The sequence below is a fragment of the Cohaesibacter marisflavi genome (genome assembly GCF_963665895.2).
Lineage (GTDB): Bacteria > Pseudomonadota > Alphaproteobacteria > Rhizobiales > Cohaesibacteraceae > Cohaesibacter > Cohaesibacter marisflavi.
Window position 1 is genome coordinate 2,596,090 of sequence record NZ_OY762534.1, and the last position, 22,607, is coordinate 2,618,696.

20 protein-coding genes are annotated in these 22,607 nt (G+C 54.0%); 11 read left to right on the plus strand and 9 right to left on the minus strand.

Features of this window, described 5'->3' with window-relative positions; translation table 11 throughout:
- Positions 1 to 54 precede the first annotated feature (54 nt).
- The 5 genes from ACKPCT_RS12835 to ACKPCT_RS12855 form a co-directional block, all read right to left on the minus strand.
- On the minus strand, positions 55 to 1,578 hold the full coding sequence (locus ACKPCT_RS12835; protein ID WP_319567076.1) for a tripartite tricarboxylate transporter permease: 1,524 nt from the start codon (positions 1,576 to 1,578) through the stop codon (positions 55 to 57).
- Positions 1,579 to 1,585: 7 nt separating this feature from the next.
- On the minus strand, positions 1,586 to 2,209 hold the full coding sequence (locus tag ACKPCT_RS12840) for a tripartite tricarboxylate transporter TctB family protein (RefSeq protein WP_090071241.1): 624 nt from the start codon (positions 2,207 to 2,209) through the stop codon (positions 1,586 to 1,588).
- Positions 2,210 to 2,307: 98 nt separating this feature from the next.
- Positions 2,308 to 3,294 (minus strand): tripartite tricarboxylate transporter substrate binding protein, encoded by a 987-nt coding sequence (locus ACKPCT_RS12845; RefSeq protein WP_090071243.1) that lies wholly within the window; start codon positions 3,292 to 3,294, stop codon positions 2,308 to 2,310.
- Between the two features lie 157 nt (positions 3,295 to 3,451).
- Positions 3,452 to 4,099: a dihydroxyacetone kinase subunit L gene (locus ACKPCT_RS12850; protein WP_319567077.1), complete on the minus strand. Its 648-nt coding sequence runs from the start codon at positions 4,097 to 4,099 to the stop codon at positions 3,452 to 3,454.
- Between the two features lie 11 nt (positions 4,100 to 4,110).
- A complete protein-coding gene (locus ACKPCT_RS12855; RefSeq protein ID WP_090071247.1) occupies positions 4,111 to 5,112 on the minus strand; it encodes a dihydroxyacetone kinase subunit DhaK in 1,002 nt (333 codons plus the stop codon).
- Between the two features lie 729 nt (positions 5,113 to 5,841).
- On the opposite strand from ACKPCT_RS12855, the gene bla reads away from it, so the two are divergent.
- The 11 genes from bla to fucO all read left to right on the plus strand — a co-directional run bounded on the left by bla (position 5,842) and on the right by fucO (position 18,520).
- Positions 5,842 to 6,909, plus strand: a complete 1,068-nt coding sequence (gene bla / locus ACKPCT_RS12860; protein WP_319567078.1) for a subclass B1 metallo-beta-lactamase, long type — start codon at positions 5,842 to 5,844, stop codon at positions 6,907 to 6,909.
- Positions 6,910 to 7,118: 209 nt separating this feature from the next.
- The gene (locus tag ACKPCT_RS12865) at positions 7,119 to 8,066 is read left to right on the plus strand and encodes an AraC family transcriptional regulator (protein WP_319567079.1); all 948 of its coding nucleotides are present in this window, start codon (positions 7,119 to 7,121) and stop codon (positions 8,064 to 8,066) included.
- A 396-nt stretch (positions 8,067 to 8,462) separates the two neighbouring features.
- A complete protein-coding gene (locus ACKPCT_RS12870) occupies positions 8,463 to 9,962 on the plus strand; it encodes a rhamnulokinase (RefSeq protein ID WP_319567080.1) in 1,500 nt (499 codons plus the stop codon).
- Positions 9,959 to 11,206, plus strand: coding sequence for an L-rhamnose isomerase (locus ACKPCT_RS12875; protein WP_319567081.1), 1,248 nt, complete (start codon positions 9,959 to 9,961; stop codon positions 11,204 to 11,206). The genes ACKPCT_RS12870 and ACKPCT_RS12875 overlap by 4 nt, the downstream gene beginning before the upstream one ends.
- An 11-nt stretch (positions 11,207 to 11,217) precedes the next feature.
- Positions 11,218 to 12,060, plus strand: a complete 843-nt coding sequence (gene rhaD / locus ACKPCT_RS12880; protein ID WP_319567082.1) for a rhamnulose-1-phosphate aldolase — start codon at positions 11,218 to 11,220, stop codon at positions 12,058 to 12,060.
- A gap of 86 nt (positions 12,061 to 12,146) precedes the next feature.
- Positions 12,147 to 13,139, plus strand: a complete 993-nt coding sequence (gene rhaS / locus ACKPCT_RS12885; RefSeq protein ID WP_319567083.1) for a rhamnose ABC transporter substrate-binding protein — start codon at positions 12,147 to 12,149, stop codon at positions 13,137 to 13,139.
- A 73-nt stretch (positions 13,140 to 13,212) separates the two neighbouring features.
- Positions 13,213 to 14,757: a sugar ABC transporter ATP-binding protein gene (locus ACKPCT_RS12890; RefSeq protein WP_090075432.1), complete on the plus strand. Its 1,545-nt coding sequence runs from the start codon at positions 13,213 to 13,215 to the stop codon at positions 14,755 to 14,757.
- On the plus strand, positions 14,757 to 15,746 hold the full coding sequence (locus ACKPCT_RS12895) for an ABC transporter permease (RefSeq protein ID WP_090075431.1): 990 nt from the start codon (positions 14,757 to 14,759) through the stop codon (positions 15,744 to 15,746). The genes ACKPCT_RS12890 and ACKPCT_RS12895 overlap by 1 nt, the downstream gene beginning before the upstream one ends.
- Complete coding sequence (locus ACKPCT_RS12900; RefSeq protein ID WP_090075430.1) at positions 15,743 to 16,768, plus strand: ABC transporter permease; 1,026 nt, start codon at positions 15,743 to 15,745, stop codon at positions 16,766 to 16,768. The genes ACKPCT_RS12895 and ACKPCT_RS12900 overlap by 4 nt, the downstream gene beginning before the upstream one ends.
- 124 nt (positions 16,769 to 16,892) lie before the next feature.
- Positions 16,893 to 17,207: an L-rhamnose mutarotase gene (rhaM, locus tag ACKPCT_RS12905; RefSeq protein ID WP_090075429.1), complete on the plus strand. Its 315-nt coding sequence runs from the start codon at positions 16,893 to 16,895 to the stop codon at positions 17,205 to 17,207.
- 173 nt (positions 17,208 to 17,380) lie between these two features.
- Positions 17,381 to 18,520 (plus strand): lactaldehyde reductase, encoded by a 1,140-nt coding sequence (gene fucO / locus ACKPCT_RS12910; RefSeq protein WP_319567084.1) that lies wholly within the window; start codon positions 17,381 to 17,383, stop codon positions 18,518 to 18,520.
- Between the two features lie 150 nt (positions 18,521 to 18,670).
- On the opposite strand, the gene ACKPCT_RS12915 is transcribed toward fucO, so the two are convergent.
- From ACKPCT_RS12915 to ACKPCT_RS12930, 4 genes are read right to left on the minus strand one after another with little or no spacing between them, the layout of a single operon-like run.
- Positions 18,671 to 19,453, minus strand: a complete 783-nt coding sequence (locus tag ACKPCT_RS12915; RefSeq protein ID WP_090075441.1) for a heme ABC transporter ATP-binding protein — start codon at positions 19,451 to 19,453, stop codon at positions 18,671 to 18,673.
- 14 nt (positions 19,454 to 19,467) lie between these two features.
- Positions 19,468 to 20,577: a FecCD family ABC transporter permease gene (locus tag ACKPCT_RS12920; protein ID WP_319567085.1), complete on the minus strand. Its 1,110-nt coding sequence runs from the start codon at positions 20,575 to 20,577 to the stop codon at positions 19,468 to 19,470.
- The gene (locus tag ACKPCT_RS12925; protein WP_319567086.1) at positions 20,574 to 21,503 is read right to left on the minus strand and encodes a heme/hemin ABC transporter substrate-binding protein; all 930 of its coding nucleotides are present in this window, start codon (positions 21,501 to 21,503) and stop codon (positions 20,574 to 20,576) included. Before ACKPCT_RS12925 ends, ACKPCT_RS12920 begins: the two co-directional genes overlap by 4 nt.
- The gene (locus tag ACKPCT_RS12930; protein WP_090075426.1) at positions 21,503 to 22,600 is read right to left on the minus strand and encodes a hemin-degrading factor; all 1,098 of its coding nucleotides are present in this window, start codon (positions 22,598 to 22,600) and stop codon (positions 21,503 to 21,505) included. The genes ACKPCT_RS12925 and ACKPCT_RS12930 overlap by 1 nt, the downstream gene beginning before the upstream one ends.
- Positions 22,601 to 22,607: the final 7 nt, after the last annotated feature.

The window sequence follows — 22,607 nt, forward strand, 5'->3', positions numbered from 1 at the left end:
CCCGTACCAAAAGTCTCAATTCAGCAACGTGTCCTTTACGAACCCGTCTGGATTTCATTTTTCGGACGGCACCGAGCCGTTCGCCCGATATCCTCCGGAAACCATCTCGCGTACGGCTCTCGCGATGAGCAAAAGCCAAATGAATAATGTCACGATCCCCAGCACCAATGCGTAGGAGCGATCAAAGAATGTCAGAAAATTTCCTTGCGCCTTGATCATCGAAACCATGAAATTATCCTCGATGATCTTGCCAAGCACGATACCCAGAATCGCCGGTGCCAACGGGATCTCAACTTTAGCCATGAGGTACCCCATCAAGCCGAGCACCAGAACGATCCAGATGGCCGTGACGCTCCCAGAAATGGCATAGGCACCAACCATGGAAAAGAGCAGGATAACGGGGGCCATAACCGCGCGCGGTACCTTCAGAATGTAGGTCGAGCAGAAGATAGCCAGCATCCCCATGGGGATCATCATGATATTGGCAACAAGAAAAGAGCCAAACAGGGCAGAGGTCAGTTCCGGCTGGTCAATGAAAATGCGCGGTCCCGGCGTCATGCCCTTGAGCAGTAACACACCGATGGCGATGGCGGTAACAGAATCACCGGGAATCCCGAACACCAATGCTGGTGTCCATGCGCCGCTGATGGCCGCATTGTTTGACGACCCGCCAGCGGCAATACCATCCATGCTGCCTTTTCCGAATGTTTGAGGCTCTTTGGATGTGCGCCTTGCCAGCGCATAGCAGATCCAGGCGGCAATATCTGCGCCTGCACCGGGCAGAGCACCGACCACCGTTCCGATTACGGAAGACCGCAACACCGTTATTGCAAAGCGACGAATGGCGTTCACGGCTCCCTTCAAAGCAGCCCAGAAAGGCTCGGTGATCGTTTGCAATTGCGTCTCTTCTTTTCGCAGAGACTGGACCGTGCGCAACACTTCTGAAAAGGCGAAGATACCGATCATGGCCGGAATGAACGTGATGCCGTCCATCAGATCATCAACCCCGAAGGTGAAACGGGGATAGCCAACCGCCACATCGATGCCGACACAGGCAATGGCCAGACCGATAAACAGACTGGCAAAGTTTTTGGGCACCGATCCGCCACCCACGAACACGGCACAGCTCAACCCGAGACAGGCCAGCCAGAAGGTTTCATAACTTGAAAAGCTGATGGCAATATGAGCCAACTGCGGAGCAATCAACATCAGGATGATCACACCGATCACACCGCCAATTGAAGCGGTCAAAAGAGAGATAAGAAGTGTTGTCCGCGGTTTGCCATTGCGGGAAATGGTATGAGCATCATCAACATAGGCCGCAGAGGCGGGCGTACCGGGTATCCGCAGCAGGGTTCCGGATATATCGCCAGCAAAGATAGCTGTCGTCGTCGTTGCGACAATGGCGCTAATAGCCGGAATGGGATCGAGAAAGAATGTAAAAGGCACCAGCAAGGCCACGGCCATTGTTGCTGTCAGTCCGGGAACTGCCCCGATAAAACAGCCATAGATCGTTGTCAGGCCAATGATCAGAAGATTATCGGGTGCCAACACCGTTAATAGAACATTTGTCAACATAGTGGCCTCACCAAGCATACGGTTCCAGCCATCCCCACGGCAGGGGAACATGCAGGAATGAATAGAACAGGAAATGGACGAGCATGGTTACGCCGAGCGCCAGCACGATTGCCTTCCACCATTTGGTGCCATAGAGCAGCAGCAGGCAAAGCATCAGCGGAAAAGCCAACAGGTGAAAGCCGACGGTATCGAGAAATTCTGCGAACAGAATGACCCCGAGCACCAGCGCGATGGAATTGATCCAGGCTTTGGGGGAAAGGCTTGAAACCGCGTCGGTCTCGCCACCATCGTTGGCTTCTGCCCTTCTTACGGACATGATACCGGTGATCAGGACCAGTAGCCCACAGATTGCCAGTCCCGTTCCGGCAATTGTAGGGAAAAGGCCCGGACCGAACTTCATGCCGCCAAGCAGCGGAAAGCTTTGTGCTTGCCAGGCAATCCAGCCGCCTGAGCAGGACAGGATGATCCCTGTCAAAATATCCTTGTTAAACATGAGATAACTCGCATTCTCCAACCTCTCGTCACGATGCGCGAGGTCATCATCAACGCAGCATAGCCGCACTGGCGAACGGTAACGCGCCTTAAAGGACGCCCCTTCCGACACAGGTGGATATGCCCGGATATATGGCATGCTCCCGCACCTTTCCGAACTGACGCGCAGCCGTCCCTTCTCACGAAGAGATGAGTGAGGCTGCGCGTCGGCTTCGGAATATGGATTATGGAACAAGGCTACTTGGCCAGGCCGATTGCCTTGATGGTGTCTCCGAGATTTTTGTCGGTTTTGGCAATAAGACTACCAACTTCATCAGCTCCCATGATCACGACATCTGCGCCGCGGCTCGCTTTAAAGTCGGCCCATTCCTTGGTTTTCAAAACCTTGAGCACGGCTTTTTCATAGGAGCAGGCAATCTCTTTGTCCATTCCGGCAGGGCCAGTGAGGGCCTGATAGGAAGAAAGCGTCCAGCCAGAATCCAGCTGTTCGACTGTGGTAGGAATATCGGGCAAAGACGGCATGCGCTCGTCGTTCATATAGGCAAGGCCCTTGAGTTCACCTTGCTCGATGAGCGACTTGACCTCGGACTGAGCAACGGTGATGACATTAACGCCCCCGGCCATCAGTTCCTTGATTGCAGGTGCAGCGCCCTTGGAGGGAATCCAGCGAATGGATGCAGGGTCCATACCTTCAGCATTCAACAGGCCAGCAAGGGCCAGATGCCAGATACCGCCCTGGGACGTACCCGATGCCGTGATTTTTCCCGGATTGGCTTTTGCCTCTGCCAGCACTTCCGCAAGGCTATTGTAAGGAGAGTCCGCAGCGACCGTAAAGCCAGCAGGAACCAGATCCAACAAGGCGATCGGCGTCAATTGCTCATAATTGATATCTGTAAGGCCGATCCAATGCATCGTGTTGATCTCGGTCGTGGATGAACCGATTGTATAGCCATCCGGCTTGGCGCGAATAATGGCAGAGTGCCCTGTGACACCATTACCTCCCGTCCGGTTCACCACATTGAAGGGCTGCCCCATTTCCTCGCTCAGCAGGCTCGAAAGCATACGCGCATTCGCATCGGTGCCACCGCCTGCACCCCAAGGAACAATATAGGTGACTGCACGTTTCGGTTTCCAGTCACATTCGGCCGAAGCGACCGAGCTTGCGAGCGTTCCAAGGCCCAAAATTGTTGCCCCCAAAAGGGCTTTCATCAGATTCTTCGTCATGGTGTCCTCCCACCTGATAGTTTTGAATTACGAATCCTTGCGGATTCACCGCTCCTCTCGCGGTCGATCCTCCTCCAACAGGGGTCGAGCGCGATGGTCGGCATTTCCTGCGCGCAAATGGCTCAGCATGACGCGCAGGAAAAGGGTTTGGAACGGATCAGCTTGCCGCTGCGGCTTTCATAAATCCGTTCAATTCAACAGCCAGAATGCAAGCAACGGTGCCGCCAGCATCTTGCAACCCGCGTGACTTTTCTTGGAAAGCGGCGGCCTTGCCATGCTGGGCAACCAGAAGCTTGGTTGCTTCAAGAGCCTCATCAGCAGCCTTTGCAGCCGCCTCGCAGGCCACCTCCAGTGGTGCGCCCTTTTCAGCTTCGGCTTTGAAACAGCGTGCGATCGGGTCCAGCACATCAAGCACGGTTTTGTCCCCGAGCGCAGCTTTGCCGCGCATGGCAACGCCGTTTGCATAAGCGTCCCAAAAGCTTGCCAACCCGGCAACATCCAGAGCGGCGGCACCGTCAAGCGCCTTTGAGCCACGCAGGAACCCGGTTGCCATCAGCGTGCCCATCGTCGAAGGGGCCGCCTTGGCAATCGCCGCACCGGCAGTCTTCATCTGAGTGGCCAGATCGGGCGCATCCAATGCCCCGACAGCATCGCTGGCGGCTCGGAAGGCTTTCGCCATCGTCAATCCCAGATCGCTATCACCAACCTTGCTATCAAGTTCAATCAGAGCCTCCCGCTCCTTTTCGAACCTGTCGGCAAAGCGTGGAAAGAGACCGGCAACGGATTTTGCATCAAGAGTTTGCATGTCTCCCTCCCTTAGCCCGCGAAATGCTTGAAGAAAGGCGTGTCGACCTCTGCTGCGACCAGCGGTTCCAACTCGTCATCAAGCTTCATGATGGAGATCGAGAAGCCGGCCATTTCCATGGAAGTAGCGAATTCTCCCAGCCACACATGGCGGATCTTGACCTCTTTTTCATCCAGCAACTGACCAAGACGCCGGTAAGCGATATAGAGTTCTTCCAGTGGCGTGGCGCCAAGCCCGTTCATGAGAATGGCCACTTCGTCTCCCTTTTCGTAAGATTGTTCGGCAAAAATCTTGCTGGCCATTTCCTCGACCACAGCATCCACCGGCTCAAGCGCCTTGCGCGAGATGCCCGGCTCACCATGGATGCCCATGCCGATTTCCATTTCGTCATCACCGATCTGGAAGCTTGGCTTGCCGACTTCAGGCACAATGCATGGAGACAGGGCAACACCCATTGTCCTCACCTGGCTTTTGGCCTTTTCAGTGAGCCGTTTGACCTCAGCCAGAGGCTTCATCTGGGCCGCAGCTGCACCGGCGACCTTGTAGAGAAAGAAAATGCCAGCAACGCCGCGCCGCTTATGCTCTTCGCCAACAACAGATGAGGCTACATCGTCATTGCCAACAACCGTTGCGGTTTCGATGTCATCCAGTTCGGCAAGTTCTCCGGCCATGTCGAAATTCATGATATCGCCGGTATAATTGCCATAGAGATAGAGAACACCTGCGCCCTGATCGACATATTTGGTAACGTTGAGCAATTGATCCGAGCTTGGAGACTGGAAGACGCCTCCGACGCCAGCGCCATCCAACATGTTTTTGCCCACATATCCAAGAAACAAAGGCAGATGACCTGATCCGCCACCCGTGACGATGCCCACTTTTCCGGGCACAGGTTTGGCCGTTACAAAACACCGCATATCACCATCAGTGAAGGTCACTTCCGGATGCGCGCGATAGATGCCTTCCAGCATCTCATCGACGAAATCTTCAGGTTTGTTCAGGAACTTTTTCATTGGTCAGATTCTCTTCCAGCCGCGTGAAGCGCAACAGGCAGGCCACATCGCAACAGCCGAATTGCGCGATTTTGTTACCCACAAAAGTGATGTAATCGAGAAATTTTAGTGAATCTAAGAAGAACAAGTTTGCAAAAATCACGCTTCAGGGCTGCTATTAGGCGACCCTAAACTGGATAAATCTTGTCCATCTTTGATTATTTTCGGGAGATTTTTTGACTTTTTCGTCAAATCTCACAGGTCATAAGCGAAGAAAGGCGAAATCTGTGCCTGAATCGGAATAAATTAGAACGCATTGACTATCCTCCACTTTTAGTGAACATATCTGTTCAATTAGTGAATTGATACCATAATATTTAGTGATGTTCAATAATTTTATATCCTGATGTTTGGTTAGCCTCAAAGCCTATGGACAGATTGAGGTGTTTTGCGCGGGACGATTTTGGCGCGCCGCAGCTCCCCTCATGGACGCAAAGAGAGACCGGTTCATCACGTAGCAGGCTTCAAAGGCAAAAGAAGTGGCCGTAAAGATCTGCAGCAGAAGAGAAAATCCACATCAGGGTGAACAGCTTGCGGGGTTCTCTCCTGCACATGTTGGTCTCGCAGGTTTTGACTATATTGAAATGACCTACAACCAGGAGTAATTTATATTGCCCTCAAAATTGGGCAGAGCAATGCCAGTCGGGCAGCAAATCATATCGGTTTACGCCCTCCATAAGGGATGAAAAAATGCGGAAATTCGGTATGTTTTTGGCAACGTTACTGGCGGCACTCAGCCTCCTCTTGCCGAGTGCACAGTCGTCAGAAGGGTTTGCCATCTCCGAAAGCATCACAATAACGCCGATAACGCAGAACGCCTTCGTTCATTCTTCCGATAACAATAACGGCCTCATCTATATCAGTGGGGACGAGGCTCTCATTGTTTCGACACCGCAGACAGACAGGCAAACGCAGGATCTGATTGACTGGGTCACACAGGAAAAGCACTTGAAGATCGTTGGCTATGTCATCGACAGGTGGCATCCAGATGCCATGGGAGGATTGGCTGCCGTCCATGCCAACGACATTCCGTCTTATGCTTACTTGCGCACCCAACAGATAGCCAGACAGAAGGGACTGCCGGTTCCGCACCATGCGATGGATGAGAGAACCATCATTCATGTTGGCGATCAGACGGTTGAATGCGCTTTCCTCGGGAAGGCCCATACCGAAGATGGCATCGTCGTCTGGCTTCCGAAAGAGCAGGTCTTGTTCGGCGGAAACGAGATCCGGAATTACAACGGGTGGGTTGGTAATATCGGAGATGCAAATCTGAAGGACTGGGCATCAACTGCGCGCCGGATTAAAGATCTTTATGGAACCGCCCGGATTGTCATTCCAGGGCACGGACCATTCGGCGGCGCTGAGCTCATCGATTACACAATCGACTTGTTTACCCCCTTCTCTCAGCAGATCAAAAACGCCCTTCATCCAGATTTGTCCTATCTTCTTGACCAGCGTCCCGTCATAGTGGTGAAGGCGTCGGAAAGCTCTAAGGAAGGCGACACAAAGATCTTCAAAGAGGCGACAATCCTTTCTTCTGATGCAACAAAGTATGTGCGAATAGACGCGCCTATCGTCCGATGGAATATCAAGAACAACCGCATCGATTCCGCTGAGGGACATCTTGCAATTTTCGATAAGACGGAAGGTGGAGCAGAACTGAGAGCCTCTGCAGCCTATACCAAACTGATTGTCATTCCTGTCAATGAGCAGGTCGGACTGGCGGTCATTGTCAAGGCAATGACACCAGACTAGTCGGCCATATGCACAAAATGCCCGCAAGCTGAATAAAGAAAGACGAGACTTATCGGTCCCCAAATGGAGCCAGCTCAGCCCGGGGCATCGGGAGACCCCGCCCGTACAACCAGTTGAACTCCTCATATATATTGGGTAAAATGTCCCGTCAGGTCGTTTGGCAATTGTAAGTATCAGCCTTATACCGCTTACCCCAACAAGGTCATGATATGTTATCGCCCCTCCAACTCGACATTGCCCTTGCAAAGCAGATCACCAAGGTCACACGCTCGCGCTATTTTCATAATCTCTGGCTGCCGATCCAAATTTCCAGAAGAGACCCACAGCCGCATTTTCCCCTTCACAACCACGATTTTGATGAAGTCGCCTATATCATCAAAGGCCACGGCATCACTTTCATGGGCGATCGGTTCCAGCTTCTCCTGCCCGGCAATGTGACCTATCTGCGCGCCGAAGATACCCATGCCTACCCCATGGTCGACTCGTTACGACTGCTCAATATCTTCTTTCTGCATGACCGCCTCATCGAGAATTTCCCAAAGCTGAGAAGCCTCGTTGAAGACTTCCATGCGCTGCAGTCTTCCAATAGCCAGTTATTTACCGACTACACCGCTTATGCGCGCCTCAAAAGTCTGGCCGACCTGCTGGACGTTGAGACATTCTGCTCCGATGACTATTCGGAATATACCGCCATGGCGCATCTTGTCGAATTCTTTGTCCTGATATTGCGCCAATATCGGCGGCAGGAAGACTTTACGCTCACCGATCCGGACCAATTGGCGCGCAACAAGATTTTGAAACTTTTCGCCGACCCGGCGCTGGCTGAGGGCAAATGTCGGAAGGACCTAGAAGACCTTGTTCTATGCCACGCGCTGTCATGGAGAAGCTTCGAGCGTATTTTGCCGGAGATGAGCGGCCTGACACCCCATGAATTGGCAATCTGCAATCGATTCATCTCCTTTCTCAATCTTCTTCTGGACCAACCGGAACAAACACTGGAAGACGTCTGTATCACGGCCGGCTTCTCCGATTATCGGTCCATGTCGAGAAATTGCCGCCAGTTTCTCAAGCTGTCCCCCAAGCAGGTTCAGAATATGGTCGCCCATTTCATCGCAAATCCCCCCACGACATCAGATCTGGAAGTTACACCCTCATAAGGACGAAATGCACCTCATCCATGTAAGCCATTGCATTGGCGTACATTCTTCTGAAGAGACTGCCTTCGTGAGACCATATTTCTCTCAAACCGAAAGCAAAAGCCTTCAATATTATCTTTTGTATTTTTGACCATTACCAATCAAAAAATTTAATGCCCCCAAAAGCCAGTAACCATGCCTTATAGAGAGATTTGTATACTTTAGTAGAAATAATTTTTAAGACATTGATTAGTAATAAAAATTCTTAGAACCAGTCATTTCTCGCCAACATGTAGTAAAAAGTTTGATTTTTTGCCCTGTCCGGAATTTGAAGCCAGTGGCTAACTAAATGCGTAGCGCTCGATCGAAGGATCATCTTTGGGAGAGGCAAAGGCGTTGCACATTTAGGAGGAGATCATGGTCACCAAGGCCGTTGTTGCGGTGGATCTGGGGGCGTCATCGGGGCGCGTGCTCAAGGTTGCGCTGTCTGATGGACAGCTCTCTTTGCAAGAGATCAATCGCTTTCCTCATGGCCCCAAGTCAATTGATGGTCGCCTTTGCTGGGATCTTGACTATCTCTGGGGTGGCATCCGGCAAGGCATTGGTAAGGCCTTCGCCTCAGATCCGACCATAGCCTCCATCGGCGTCGATAGCTGGGCCGTGGACTTCGTGCCCGTGGATGAGGATGGAGCGGCCTTGTTGCCCTTTGTAAGCTATCGAGATGCCCGCACCGAAGGCATCATGCCCGATTTCTATCGCAGAAGCGGGATCAGCGCCCATGAGCTGTTCGAGAAGACCGGCATCCAGTCGCTGGAACTCAACAGTCTCTATCAGCTTTATGCCCTCAAGGATCATCCGCTGGAAAGCTACAGCCGGCTCGACCGCTTCATGCTGCTGCCCGACTGGATCCATTTCCAGCTGAGCGGTATCTGGTCCAGCGAATATACCAATGCCACCACCACCCAGATGCTCAGCGTGCATGACAAGAGCTGGGACCCCGATCTCCTTCAGCAAGTCGCCATGCCCCCCAAAGTGATGCCGCGCATTCGCAATGCTGGCGACATACTCGGCCCGCTCAAACCGGACTGGTGCTCTGAATGGGGCCTTGGCGAGGGCGCAAACCAAGCCCCGAACGTCGTTCTGTGCGGCACCCATGACACGGCCTCCGCCGTTGCCGCCCTGCCCTCCTTGACGCCAGAGCCCTATTTTATATCCATGGGCACATGGGCGCTGGTGGGCCGCGAGGCACAGGTGCCCGATCTCTCCGACTATGCCTTCCGCCATGGCCTCTCCAATGAGGGCGGCGTGTTTGACACCTATCGCCAGCTGCGCAATGTGTCCGGCCTTTGGCTGATCCAGCGGGTGCGCGAAGAACTGGCCCCTGACAGCGATTTTGCCGACTGGGTCGCCGACGCCGAACAAGCCGAACCGGGACGATCCCTCATCGATCCCATGGCCGATCGCTATTTCCGCGCAGCCTCCATGGTCCAGACCATACAGACAGCCTGCCGGGAGACGGGCCAACCCGTGCCGCAGAGCCGGGGCGAGCTGGCCCGCTGCATTTTCGAAAGCCTGGCGCTCAATTTCGCCGACGTACTCATGGACTTCTCCAAGGGGAAAACGATCTCAGAGCTGCATATCGTTGGCGGCGGTGCCCGCAATGGCCTGCTTTGCCAGCTGACCGCCGATTTCCTCGGCAGTCCGGTGATCGCCGGGCCGTTTGAGGCATCCGCTCTGGGCAACGCCGTGGTGCAGATGATCGGCCTTGGCTGGATTGCGGATCTTGATGAAGGGCGGCGGATCATTCGCAACAGCGAAGACCTGCCCCAATATCAGCCGCATACCTCCCGCAAGCAGACATGCATTCGCCAGCGTTATCACATGCTATTTCACAAAGAAAAGGAACTGGCCAAATGACCCGCCTAAATTATGATGCCGCCCGCGACGCTTTTGCGGAATGGGGCGTAGATGCCGATGCTGCCATCAAACAGCTGGCCGATATTCCCATCTCCATGCATTGCTGGCAGGGCGATGATGTTGTCGGCTTTGAGCAAAGCGAAGGCGGCAGCGCCGGTGGCATCCAGATCACCGGAAACCATCCCGGACGCGCCCGCACAGCAGCAGAGCTGCGCGCCGATCTCGAATTTGCCTATGGCAAGATCCCGGGCAAGCATCGCCTCAATCTGCATGCAAGCTATCTCGACACAGACGAGACGCCGGCCCGGGACGAACTGGACTATCACCATTTTGCCAGTTGGGTCGATTGGGCAAAGGACAACGGCCTCGGGCTCGACTTCAACCCGACCTTCTTTGGCCACCCCAAGGTGGATGAGAATCTGACCCTTTCGCATCCGGACAAGGACATCCGCAACTTCTGGATTCGCCATGGTCAATGCTGCCGTGCCATTGCTGCCAAATTCGGCGAAGAGCTGGGCAGCCCTTGCGTCAACAATATCTGGGTGCCCGATGGCTACAAAGATACACCGATTGACCGGCTGGCCGCCCGCGAACGTCTGGAAAGCGCCATCGACGAGATGATCGCACAGCCCTATGATGCCGCCCATATGCTCGATGCCGTGGAAGCCAAACTGTTCGGCATCGGGGTGGAAGCCTGCACCGTGGGCAGCCATGAATTCTACATGGGCTATGCCATCCGCAAGGGCACACTCCTGTGCCTTGATATGGGCCATTTCCACCCGACCGAGAATGTGGCCGACAAGCTGTCCTCCGTCTCCCAGTCGGTCAAGGAAATCCTGCTGCATGTCAGCCGCCCGATGCGCTGGGATAGCGACCATGTGATCCTGCTCAACGACGATATTCTGGCCATGGCGCAGGAACTGGTCTTCGGCAACCTTCTGCCACGCACCCATATCGGGCTGGATTTCTTCGATGCGACCATCGCCCGCACATCCTCCTGGGTGATCGGCACACGCAACATGCAGAAAGCCCTGCTGCGTGCCCTGCTCATGCCACAGGCCGAGCTGAAGTCGATCGAGGAAAAACTCGACTTCACCCAACGCTTCCTGATGACCGAAGAACTCAAGGATCTGCCTTATGGCGTGATCTGGGATGAATTCTGCGCGCGCAACAATGTTCCAACTGGCAAGGCGCTCATCGCCGACCTCAACAGCTATCAGGCCAGTGTGGCCCCCCGCGGATAAGGATTAAAAGCATGACTGTATTTTCGCACCCGATCCCCTTTGTGCAACAGGTCGCCTCTCTGGCGCGCCTTTGCTGGGAAATGGGATGGAATGAAGCCAACGGTGGCAATATTTCATGGCGCCTGCCAACCGATGAAGTGGAAAGCGTGCTCGCACGCCGCTACCCGAACGTGACACCCGCTGCCCCCGTCACACTGCCCCAGCCGCAGCCGACCCTCGATGGGGAATATTTCATCGTCACAGGCACGGGGCAATATTTCCGCCACGCCACGGAGTTTCCCGATCAGGTCTTCGGCATCGTCCGCATCGTTGAGGGCGGCTCTGCCTATCAGACCGTCTGGGGCTTTAGCAATGGCGGACGCCCAACCTCGGAATTTGCCACCCATCTGGCTGGCCATGCGGTCCGCAAGCGCGTCTCTGAAGGCCGCGAGCGGATCATCATGCATTGCCATGCCCCCGAATTCATTGCCCTCAGCTACATCCTGCCCCTTGATAGCAAGGAGTTGACGATGGCGCTCTGGACCAAGATGCCCGAATGCATCGTGATCTTCCCCGATGGCGTGCGCATCGTTCCCCCCATGCTGCCCGGCACCACGCAGATCGCAGATGCCTCCATCAAGGAAATGGAAAAGGGGCGCATCATTTCCTGGTCGCACCACGGCATTTTCGCCTCCGAAGCCACACCGGATTCCGTCTTCGGGCTGATCGAAACCATCGAGAAAGCCGCAGGCATCCACCGCAAGGTGCTGTCCGCCGGTGGCGAAAAACAAACCATCTCGAAAGAACTGCTCGGCCAACTCACCGACTATTTCGAAAGACTGCTCGTCCAGAAACCTGACTTCCTGGACGATTAAAAGGCAACGAAAGAGGCCCTCTCGGGAGGAAAACCAAGGGCCTCTTTCATGCATTGGAAAATCCATAGTAGATAGGGAGAGAGACTATGAAACTGAAACACCTGCTATCAATGGCCGCGATTGCCGGCCTTATGGCAACATCTGCGGCTATGGCTGCAGATGTCCGCATCGCCATGGTGCCCAAAAGCCTTGGCAATGCCTTCTTTGAAGCAGCACGAGACGGGGGCAACGAAGCCGCCAAGGAAATTGGTGGGGTTGAACTCATCTTCAACGCTCCGGCCGTCGTTACCGCTGAAGGCCAGATTGAGGTGATCAACGCCCTGATCGCGCAACGCGTCGATGCCATCGCAATTTCCTCAAATGATCCTGACGCTCTTGTTCCGGTTGCCAAAAAGGCGATGAAACGCGGCATCAAGGTCTTGTCTTTCGATTCCGCAATCGCACCGGAAGGTCGCATGCTGCATATGCATCCGGCAACCGCAGCCGGAGCAGCCAAGGCACAGCTGGAAATGGCGGTTGACGCCATCGGCCCGGAAGGCGAAATCGCCATCCTGTCAGAAACCCCACAATCCACCAACCAGAATGAGTGGATTGAAGAAATGAAAAAGCTGCTCCCATCCGACGAATTCTCCAAGCTGAAGCTCGTGGATGTCGCCTATGGCATGGGACAATCGGACAAGTCCTATCGCGAAACCATCGCCCTGCTGCGTCGCTATCCAGACCTCAAAGTCATTATCGCTCCGTCAACGGTCGCGATTTCTGCCGCTGCCAAGGCGGTTGAAGATCAGGACATGGTTGGCAAGGTTTATGTAACCGGTCTGGGCCTGCCTTCTGAATTGGCTGGCTATGTGCATACCGGTTCTATCAAGTCCTTTGCCATCTGGAACCCAATCGATCTGGGTTACTCAGCCACCTACCTCGCCTACGACTTGATCCAGAAAGAGGAAGTGCAAGCAGGTGACGAGCTTGAAGCTGGCCGGATGGGCACCTTCAAGCTTGATGACAAGCTGGAAACCTCGCTGCCTCAGCCATTTGTTTATGACGCAAGCAACGTCGACAAATACTCCAAAATTTTCTGAGTGAATTGCTTGATGTGTAGAGCCACTATCAGGCAGGTCGGACATTCCGACCTGCCTCCCAACGGAGGAAATTATGGCTGATCATGCGAACACCACTCCCCTTGTCGAGCTCAAGGGGATCACCAAGACATTTGGTGGCATTCATGCTCTCAAGAACGCCGAATGCCGGATCTATCCCGGAGAAGTCGTTGCGCTGATTGGCGAAAATGGAGCTGGGAAGTCAACGCTCGTAAAGTCCATGACGGGGCTTTATCACCCTGACAGCGGAACAATCAAAATCAAGGGAATTCCGGTCAAGTTGGCAACCGCCAAGGCAGCGGCCGTGATGGGAATTACCGCCATCCATCAGGAAACGACACTGTTTGAAGAACTATCGGTTGTCGAGAATATCTTCATGGGGCATCCGTGCCTGAAAAGCGGTGGCTTGCTGGACTGGAAGCAGATGCATGAAAAAGCAGCTGCATTGCTCAAGGAAGTGGATCTTGACATTGATCCGGCCATCCTGCTCAAACAACTCAGCCTCGGCCAGCAGCATATGGTGGCCATTGCCAGAGCGCTCGCAGAAGAGGCAGATGTCGTCATCATGGATGAGCCGACATCTTCGCTTTCTTCCAACGAGATCGAAAAGCTCTATGTGATTATCGAGCGCTTGAGGCAGCTTGGAAAAGGCATTCTGTTCATCTCGCACAAGTTCGACGAGATCTTTCACATCGCTGATCGCTATGTTGTTTTTCGCGACGGCTCCTTTGTGGGAGAAGGCAATATTGCCGATGTGCGGGAGGATGATCTTGTCAAGATGATGGTCGGCCGCGAGGTTGCGACAGTCTTTCCCAAACGCACAGTCGAAGTGGGAGAGCCGTTGCTTGAGGTCAAGAATCTGGGCAACAATATCGAGTTCAAGAACATCTCTTTCTCGCTGCACAAGCGCGAAATTCTGGGCTTTTACGGGCTGGTTGGCGCGGGGCGTTCCGAGATCATGCGCTCCATCATGGCGTTAAGCCCTTATGCCTTTACCGGTGAGATCACCCTTGATGGCAAGGCAATCCATTGGACGGACTGCTCGCAAGCCATTGATGCTGGGGTTGTCTATGTGCCGGAAGACCGGCGCAATCAGGGGGCGATTCTGCCTCTCTCAATCCGGGATAACATCGCCCTGCCCTCACTCAAAAAGCTTTCAAACGGCATCTGGCCCAATCGGGACGCAGAAAAAAAGCTTGCTCAGGACTATGGTCAGATCTTTGCCATCCGTGCTGCCAACATTGAACAGCCAGTTGAGGATCTATCGGGCGGCAATCAGCAAAAGGTCGTGCTTTCTCGCTGGCTGGCAACCAACCCCAATGTTGTGATTGTCGATGAACCCACGCGCGGCATCGACGTCGGAGCCAAGTCTTCGGTGCACGATGCGCTGGGCGGCATGGTGGAGAAGGATCTCTCCGTGCTGCTGGTCTCATCAGAACTGCCCGAACTGATGGGCATGGCTGACCGCATCATCGTCATGCGGCTGGGCGAAATCGTGGCAGAATTCGACCGCAAGGATTTCGATGCAGAAGTGATCGCCGCCTACGCAACAGGAGCGAAAAAGCCTCAAACACAGTCTCATGACCGGGAGGTTGCATAATGGTCAAGGCACTCAAGAGCCGTGAGGCGTTGCTGGCAGCCAGCTGGATAGCGCTGATCGTCATCGCGGGCATTGTCACGCCCAACTTCGTCACCGTTCAGGCCTTGCGCGATCTGCTGACGGACCTTTCCATCCTGATGGTGCTCGCACTCGCACAGATGATCGTCATCCTGATCCGGGGCATCGATTTGTCGGTTGCGGCCAACCTTGCCTTCACGGGCATGATGGTCGCCCTCATCGCGGTTGCCAATCCCGGATTACCAACCATCGTCTGGCCCGTGCTCTGCATTATCATCGGCACATTCATCGGCATGTTCAATGGGTTGCTCGTGGCCGAACTCAAGATCCCGCCGATTGTCGTGACACTCGGAACCATGAGCGTCTGGCGCGGCATGATCTTTGTCGTCTCCGGCGGGGCATGGGTTGTACAACATCAGTTCCCGGAGGGATATCTATCGGTCCCCCGCACCCCCATTCTCGGTTTGACCCTGTTTTTCTGGATCGGTCTGATCGTCACATTCGGCATGTGGCTCATGACCACCCAGACCCGATTTGGCCGCGAGCTATATGGCATGGGCGGCAATCCCCGAGCTGCAGAATATGCAGGCGTTCGTGTCAAGCATCACGAATTCTGGGTCTATACCATCACGGGCGCCCTGTCGGGTCTGTGCGGATGGCTATGGACCTCCCGCTATGCAATGGCCAATACCGACGTTGCCCTTGGCTTCGAGCTGCAAACAGTCGCGGCCTGCGTCATCGGCGGGGTTGCCATTTCCGGCGGAGCAGGAACGATTATCGGGGCAGTCTTTGGCGCTCTGTTCCTTGGAACGCTCTACAATATTCTGCCCGTTATCGGCGTGAGCCAGTTCTGGCAACAGGCATTGTCCGGGGCAATCATCCTGATTGCAGTCTATTTCAACATGATCAGCCGAAAACCTCCGGTCAGGCGGATTCTTCCGCAGGCTGCAAGTCAGGGAGTACAGGAATGACCATGACAGTTTCCTCAAACAACCGTCCCTCACTCGATGCCCCCTCAACGATATCGGCAGGCTCTATGCTGAAATCGAGGGAGATCGTGCTCATCGGCCTGCTGATTCTGGTTTTCGTTGGCGGCGACCTATCAAGCCCGTGGTTCCTCGACATCTACAACCTGCTCGATTCAACGGCCATTTTCTCTGAAATCGCAATGATGGCCCTGTCAACAGCCCTTGTCATTATCTGTCGGGACATTGATATTTCGATGGCTTCGGTGATGGCCCTTTCATCCTTGATGATGGGGCTGGCGAGCCAGAGCCTCGGGCTGGGAGCCCTGCCCCTGTGTCTGGTTGGCTTACTGACAGGGGCTGCCTGTGGCTTCTTCAACGGCTTTCTGGTAACCCGCCTGAAAATGCCGGCAATCGTGGTCACAATCGGCACCATGTCGCTGTTTCGTGGCGTTGCCGCCGGTGTGCTTGGCAATGAGAAAATTGCCCATTATCCGGATGCATTTGCGGCGATTGGCCAGTCCTACTTCATGGATATGGTGCCCTATTCCTTCATCACCTTCGTTCTGCTCTCTATCGTCTTCATCATTGTCATTCACTACACGACGATTGGCCGTTCGATATTTGCCCTGGGCAACAATCCGGAAGGGGCGCTATTCTCGGGCATTCGCACCGACCGCCTGCGCTTCATCCTGTTCACGCTCAACGGCCTGATGGCAGGCCTGGCTGCGGTTTTCCTGACGTCCCGATTGGGCAGCACGAGACCTGATATCGCCAACGGCCTCGAGATGGAAGTGATCACCATTGTTGTTCTGGGTGGGGTTTCGCTCAACGGTGGCAAAGGCACCATATCCGGTGTCTTCATCGCTGCTCTTGTCATCGGCTTCCTGCGGTTGGCCATCACGCTCAACAATGTGCCGGGCAATATTCTGATCGTGTTCACGGGCACCCTGCTGGTCGTGTCCGTGGCTCTGCCAATCATCGGGCAGAAATATCTACCACGCCTTAGCAAGAAGAAAAGCGAATGACGCCTTGTGATGGCGCGGCCCCTTCGACCAATCGATGATCGTGGGCTGCGCCATCACCCGCAAGCACAAAGAAAACCGGAGAGCTGACCTTGGAACAGCTTTCCAATAGGGGGAGATCAAGGCCTTGGAACGTTATGCCTTCAAGATGCAATTAAAGCCGGGTGTCGAGGATGAATACAAAAAACGCCACGATGAAATCTGGCCCGAGATGATTTCGGTTCTCAAGGAAGCGGGCGTTTCGGACTATTCGATTTTTCTGGATGAAGAAACAGGCCAGCTCTTTGCTTTTCTCCGCCGGGATGAAAAGCATCTGATGGATGCACTACCCGACAAGGCAATTGTCAGAAAGTGGTGGGACTGGAATGCACCCCTCATGGAGGTGCTGCCCGATAATGAGCCGGTGAGTGTCCCTCTTAAAGAGATGTTCCATCTTGAATAGATCCCCTATTCCCTAATCCCTTTGAACCGATCCGACTGCATTTCGCCGATCTGACGACTCCCAAAAGCCGCCTTCCGACCTCCGACATGTTCGCCGCGATAGGGCTCAAGAACACATCAAACAACCAAGACGCACAAAATATTCTACACGGAGGACAAATTGAGATGCATCGCATGATCTTAAATGAAACATCCTATTTCGGAGCTGGCTGTCGGTCAGAACTGGTTGGCGAAGTGAAAAGCCGCGGCTTCGACAAAGCCCTGATCGTTACAGACAGCGTTCTGAGCAAGGCAGGTGTCGTCAGCAAAGTTACCGACATGCTCGATCAGGCCGGGCTGGCCTATGAGATATTCGACAAGGTGATGCCCAATCCAACCATCGATGTGGTCAAAGATGGCATTGCAGCTTTCAAGGCCTGTGGCGCCGACTATCTCATCGCCATTGGCGGCGGCTCTCCGCAAGATACCAGCAAGGCCATTGGCATTGTCATCAACAACCCTGAATTCGAAGACATTCGCAGTCTTGAAGGCGTGGCCCCGACCAAAAAGCCCTGCGTTCCGATCATTGCGCTGGCCACCACAGCAGGAACCGCCGCTGAAGTGACCATCAACTATGTCATCACGGATGTCGAAAACCGCCGCAAATTCGTCTGCGTTGATCCCCATGACATTCCGATTGTCGCAATCATCGATAGCGAGCTGATGGAAAGCATGCCCGTCTCGCTGAAAGCGGCAACAGGTATGGATGCGCTTACCCATGCGATTGAAGGCTATATCACGCTCGGCGCTTGGGAATTGACAGATGCCCTGCATCTCAAAGCCATCGAAATCATAGCCAAATCCTTGCGGGCCTCGTGCGCTGGCGAACCCGAAGGCGTGGAAGGCATGGCCCTTGGGCAATATGTTGCGGGCATGGGCTTCTCGAATGTCGGTCTGGGGCTTGTTCATGGCATGGCCCACCCGCTGGGCGCTTTTTATGACACGCCCCATGGCGTGGCAAACGCCATTCTGCTGCCAACCCTGATGGCCTACAATGCAGACTATACAGGCGAAAAATATCGCGCCATCGCAACGGCCATGGGCGTAAGCGACGTAGAGAGCATGTCTCTTGAGGATGCTCGAAAAGCGGCCATTGATGCCGTTCAGCAGTTGTCCATCGATGTAAAAATCCCAACCAAGCTCACTGAGGTGGGTGCCAAGGCGGACGATATCGATGCACTGGCCGATGCGGCCATGGCTGATGTTTGCACGGGCGGCAATCCGCGCGAAGCCAAACTTGAAGAGGTCAAGGAACTCTATCGCTCCTTGATGTAGGCTCTTCAATCGAATGACGAGATTGCTGGTTCGATCCCTTTTCCAACATTTGGGTTGTCCCCCCCTTTCAGTTGGATTGTTCGAACCAGCAAGCATCCGGCCTAAAGAGCGGCCCTTCACGCCAACTTCCCATAACCTGCAATCAGAGGATCACAACATGCAGGACTGAGGCAGGATAAAGGGATGATGGTGTGTAAGGGGCGTTTGGCTGACACGGATGGGAACAGAAAAGACCTCACTCATGAGCTGATCTGTCAGAATTTCGCGGGGCAGACCGTCGGCAACGATATGCCCTTGGCTAACCACCAGCAGGCGATCCGCAAACATTGAGGCGAGGTTGAGATCATGCAGAATGGCAAAACACCCCCCACCTTTGGACACAAAATCGCGCGCCAGCGATAGGATACCCAATTGATGCCGGATATCGAGACTTGCGGTCGGTTCATCAAGAAAGAGGTAGCGCGGAATTCTGTCAGCCACAGGATTCCAGACCTGACACAAGATCCGGGCCAATTGCACCCGTTGCTGCTCGCCGCCAGACAGTTCCTGATAAAATCGCCCCTCGTAACCGGCCAGATTTACCTTCATTAATGCCTTGAGCGCCCGTTGCTTGGCCTCCTCTTGGCTCGCGGAGGATAAACGGGCACCCAGTTGGACAACTTCAAACACCGTGAAGGGGAAGGCAAGCGGATCTGATTGGGGCATCACGGCGCGTCTTGCTGCCATTTCTCCAGCAGACCAGGACCCTAGCGTCTCGCCATCATAGAACACTTGGCCGCATGCGGGCGTGTAATCCCCCGTCAGCAGTTTCATGAGTGTCGATTTACCAGCACCATTCGGCCCCACAATGACGACCAGTTCACCAGCCTTGATCGTGAGATCGGCAGGATGCAGCAGGGTTTTGGTGCCGACCTGCACTGATGCGCCCTTCATTTCAAACGCATAGCTCACAGCATCATATCCCTTTTCGACCGCAGCAAGAGAAAGAGGAAGAAGGGACCGCCGATGGCCGACATGACGATACCAATAGGCAAGGAAGCGGGGGCCGCCACCGTTCGGGCGACCATGTCAGCCAACAGGAGCAAAACAGCCCCGAGCAAGGCCGAGGCAGGAAGCAGATAGCGATGATCCGGCCCAATGAGCAGGCGCAACAAGTGGGGAACCACAAGGCCGATAAAACCGATGCCCCCCGTTACGGCAACAGAAGCGCCAACAGCCAAAGCAATGGATGCGATGGTCAGGCGTTTGAGCTTTTGTATCGGCACGCCCATATGGCGGGCCTGATGATCGCCCAGCATGAGGGCATTGAGACCATGCGCGGTGAAGGGCAAGACGGCCAGTGCAAGAAAGACAAATGGCAAGATAGACTGTATTTTCACCCAGTTTGCGCCTGCCAGCGATCCCATGCTCCAGAAGGTGAGATCGCGCAACTGCTGATCATTGGAGATAAAGATAAGATAGCCAGAGACAGCGCCCATCAAGGCCCCGATAGCGATGCCAGCAAGAAGCATGGTGGCAACCGATGTCAGCCCTCGTCTGGTGGCAATGATATACAGCAGCAACGTATTGAAGACCCCGCCAAAGAAGGCGAACAGAGGCAACATATAGATGCCAAGCAGGGATTGAAGCGGAGAAAGGAGCGTGTCGCCAAGGATAATGGCGATGATTGCAAAGAGAGCGGCACCAGCCGATACACCGACGATACCGGGATCTGCCAGAGGATTGCGAAAAAGCCCCTGCATACTGGCTCCAGCCGATGCCAGTGATGCGCCGACCATTATGCCCAGTATCATTCTGGGCATTCGGATATCCCACAAAATGACAGTGTGACGCAAAGGCATATCTTCTCCGCCCAGCCAGTAGCTCCACAATTGTGCGAAATTCAAATCCGAGGCCCCCACGGTCAGGGACAGCCCTGCGGTTCCGGTCAGCAAAAGCACGAGCGCAAAAAAGGCCAGACGGCCAAAGGCGGAGCGGTCGCCACCTTTAACCTTGATATAGCCTGACAAGCTCAATTTGCCTGTGTCAGCAGCTTCGGATAGGCCTGCTACGCTCATTGTCTTTCACCGAGTGACAAATTGCGAATAGCTTCGCTGTCGGGATAGAGTTGCTTGGCCAAATCCTTAACTGCTTGGGCGGTGCGAGGGCCAAAACCGAGAAGATACATACCATCCATGCGAATAATCCGGTTATCCTTGATGGCTGGCGAATGCGCCAAAGCCGGAAGAGCGGCCAGATCTTCATTGCTGATGGCGTCCCCATGGGACTTCATCATGAGGATCACATCGGGAGGGTTGGAGAGCAGCGCTTCGTCATCTACCATCTTGTAGCCTTCAATGGACTGCATGAGATTGGTGCCGCCGGCCATTTTTGTAATGGCTGCCGCGTGACTGTTTTTGCCCCCCACCATCAACCGACCATCGCGAACGGAGAAGAGAAATAGCACTTTTTTCCTTTCCTTTTCCGGTATCCGGGAAATGACATGGGCGGTAAGATCAAGATCCGCTTTTACATTTGCCGCCAATTTTTCAGCTGCTTTTTCAGCCTTGACTGCAGCGCCAACAGCCTCAATCTTTTCAACAATTCCTTCTGGGCTGTACAAGGTGGGAATAAAGATTATGGGAATGCCTGCCGCTTTCAGGTTATCAACTGCCTCAACGGGACCAGCTCCGGCCTCTGAAATAATCATGCCGGGCTCCACTGCGAGTACGCCTTCGGCATTCAACCGCCGAATATAGCCTATGCTGGGTTTTTCCTTGAGTGCTTGAGGGGGGAAGGTACTGGTATCATCTACCGCCACAATTTGATCCTGCAAGCCAAGCGCATACAAAATCTCGGTAACAGAGCCTCCAATCGAGACAATGCGCAGACTATCTGGCGCCATAGCCTGAGCCAGAGCCGCATGGCTGGAGCAAAGGACAGTAAAAAACAGAGAAAGGGCTATTGCTCCTTGTGAAAGAGAGGAAAACCGCGTCTTGGTCATCAGGCTGTCTCCGTTATCAAGTCTGAGGTTGCTTCTATTTTGGGGAGTTGCTCAGCCAGAGCGCGCCATTGGGGATTCTCATCTTCCTTTTCGTCCCGAACCCCGTAGAATTGAACAATCATGTCTCCATTGCTGTCATACACTTCAATGGACGTCACATGGCCAAAGCTGTTGGGCTTGCGCACAAGCCAGACCGCATGGACATGATCTTCTCGCAAATGCAGATTGAAGCCCGGATCGAGAATGTTGAACCATGGGCCGACCGTCTTGAGTTGCGCAATGGGGCCGGAATGAATCTGGACACAGCCCTTGTTGTGAACAAAAACCATAATGGGGAGTTGCATGTCGGCCGCCGCGGTGAGCGCGGCGCGAACGCTGCCAATATCGAGTTGGCAAGCAAACGCATTGCCAGCCAGACGAAACGCTTGCTGACGATCAAGTTTGTGCTTTTTAAGCAGTCCGAAAAACTGATGCACGTCAGTCATGCCGCTCCAGTCTTCCCGAAGGGCAGCAACATCAACAGTTGTATCTGCGCGGGGCGGAAAGGCTTCTTCCTTCTCGCTCTGCTTCGTTTGAAACAGCGCAAGCTGGGTGTCATGAACAAACTCAGATTTCAGTTTCTCAAAGCCATCAAGATTGGAAGCAGGGCGCAGGTAGATCTTATGAACGGCCAGCCCTTCGGCATCAAAGATTTGGATGGAGCGCTTCATCCCTTTTGGTGTCTCTTCTTCAACAGCAAAGACATGAAGCCAATGATTGAGGAACACCCGCAAATCCACTTCTTTATTCAGAACGATCGCTACAGCGTCTCCGCCACCAACCCGCCCAAAGTGGCCGACCTTTTCATGAACACAAGATTCATTGCGCGTCAAAACCATCACTTCGCCCAGATCAATGAAAGCCTTGAGCATTTGTTTGCTTGCAGGTTTGAGGCGTGTGACATCCTTGCCAACGCGCGCTGACAACAACAGGCCTTCTGCAATTCCCATAGCAGCGGCGGCATCTCGCGCTCTCTTGCCATCCATTTCTGGCAACAGTTCTTCAATGGTCGTGGCAATTTTCTCCGCATCAGGATGCGGCTGTATATCAAGATTCATAAATTTA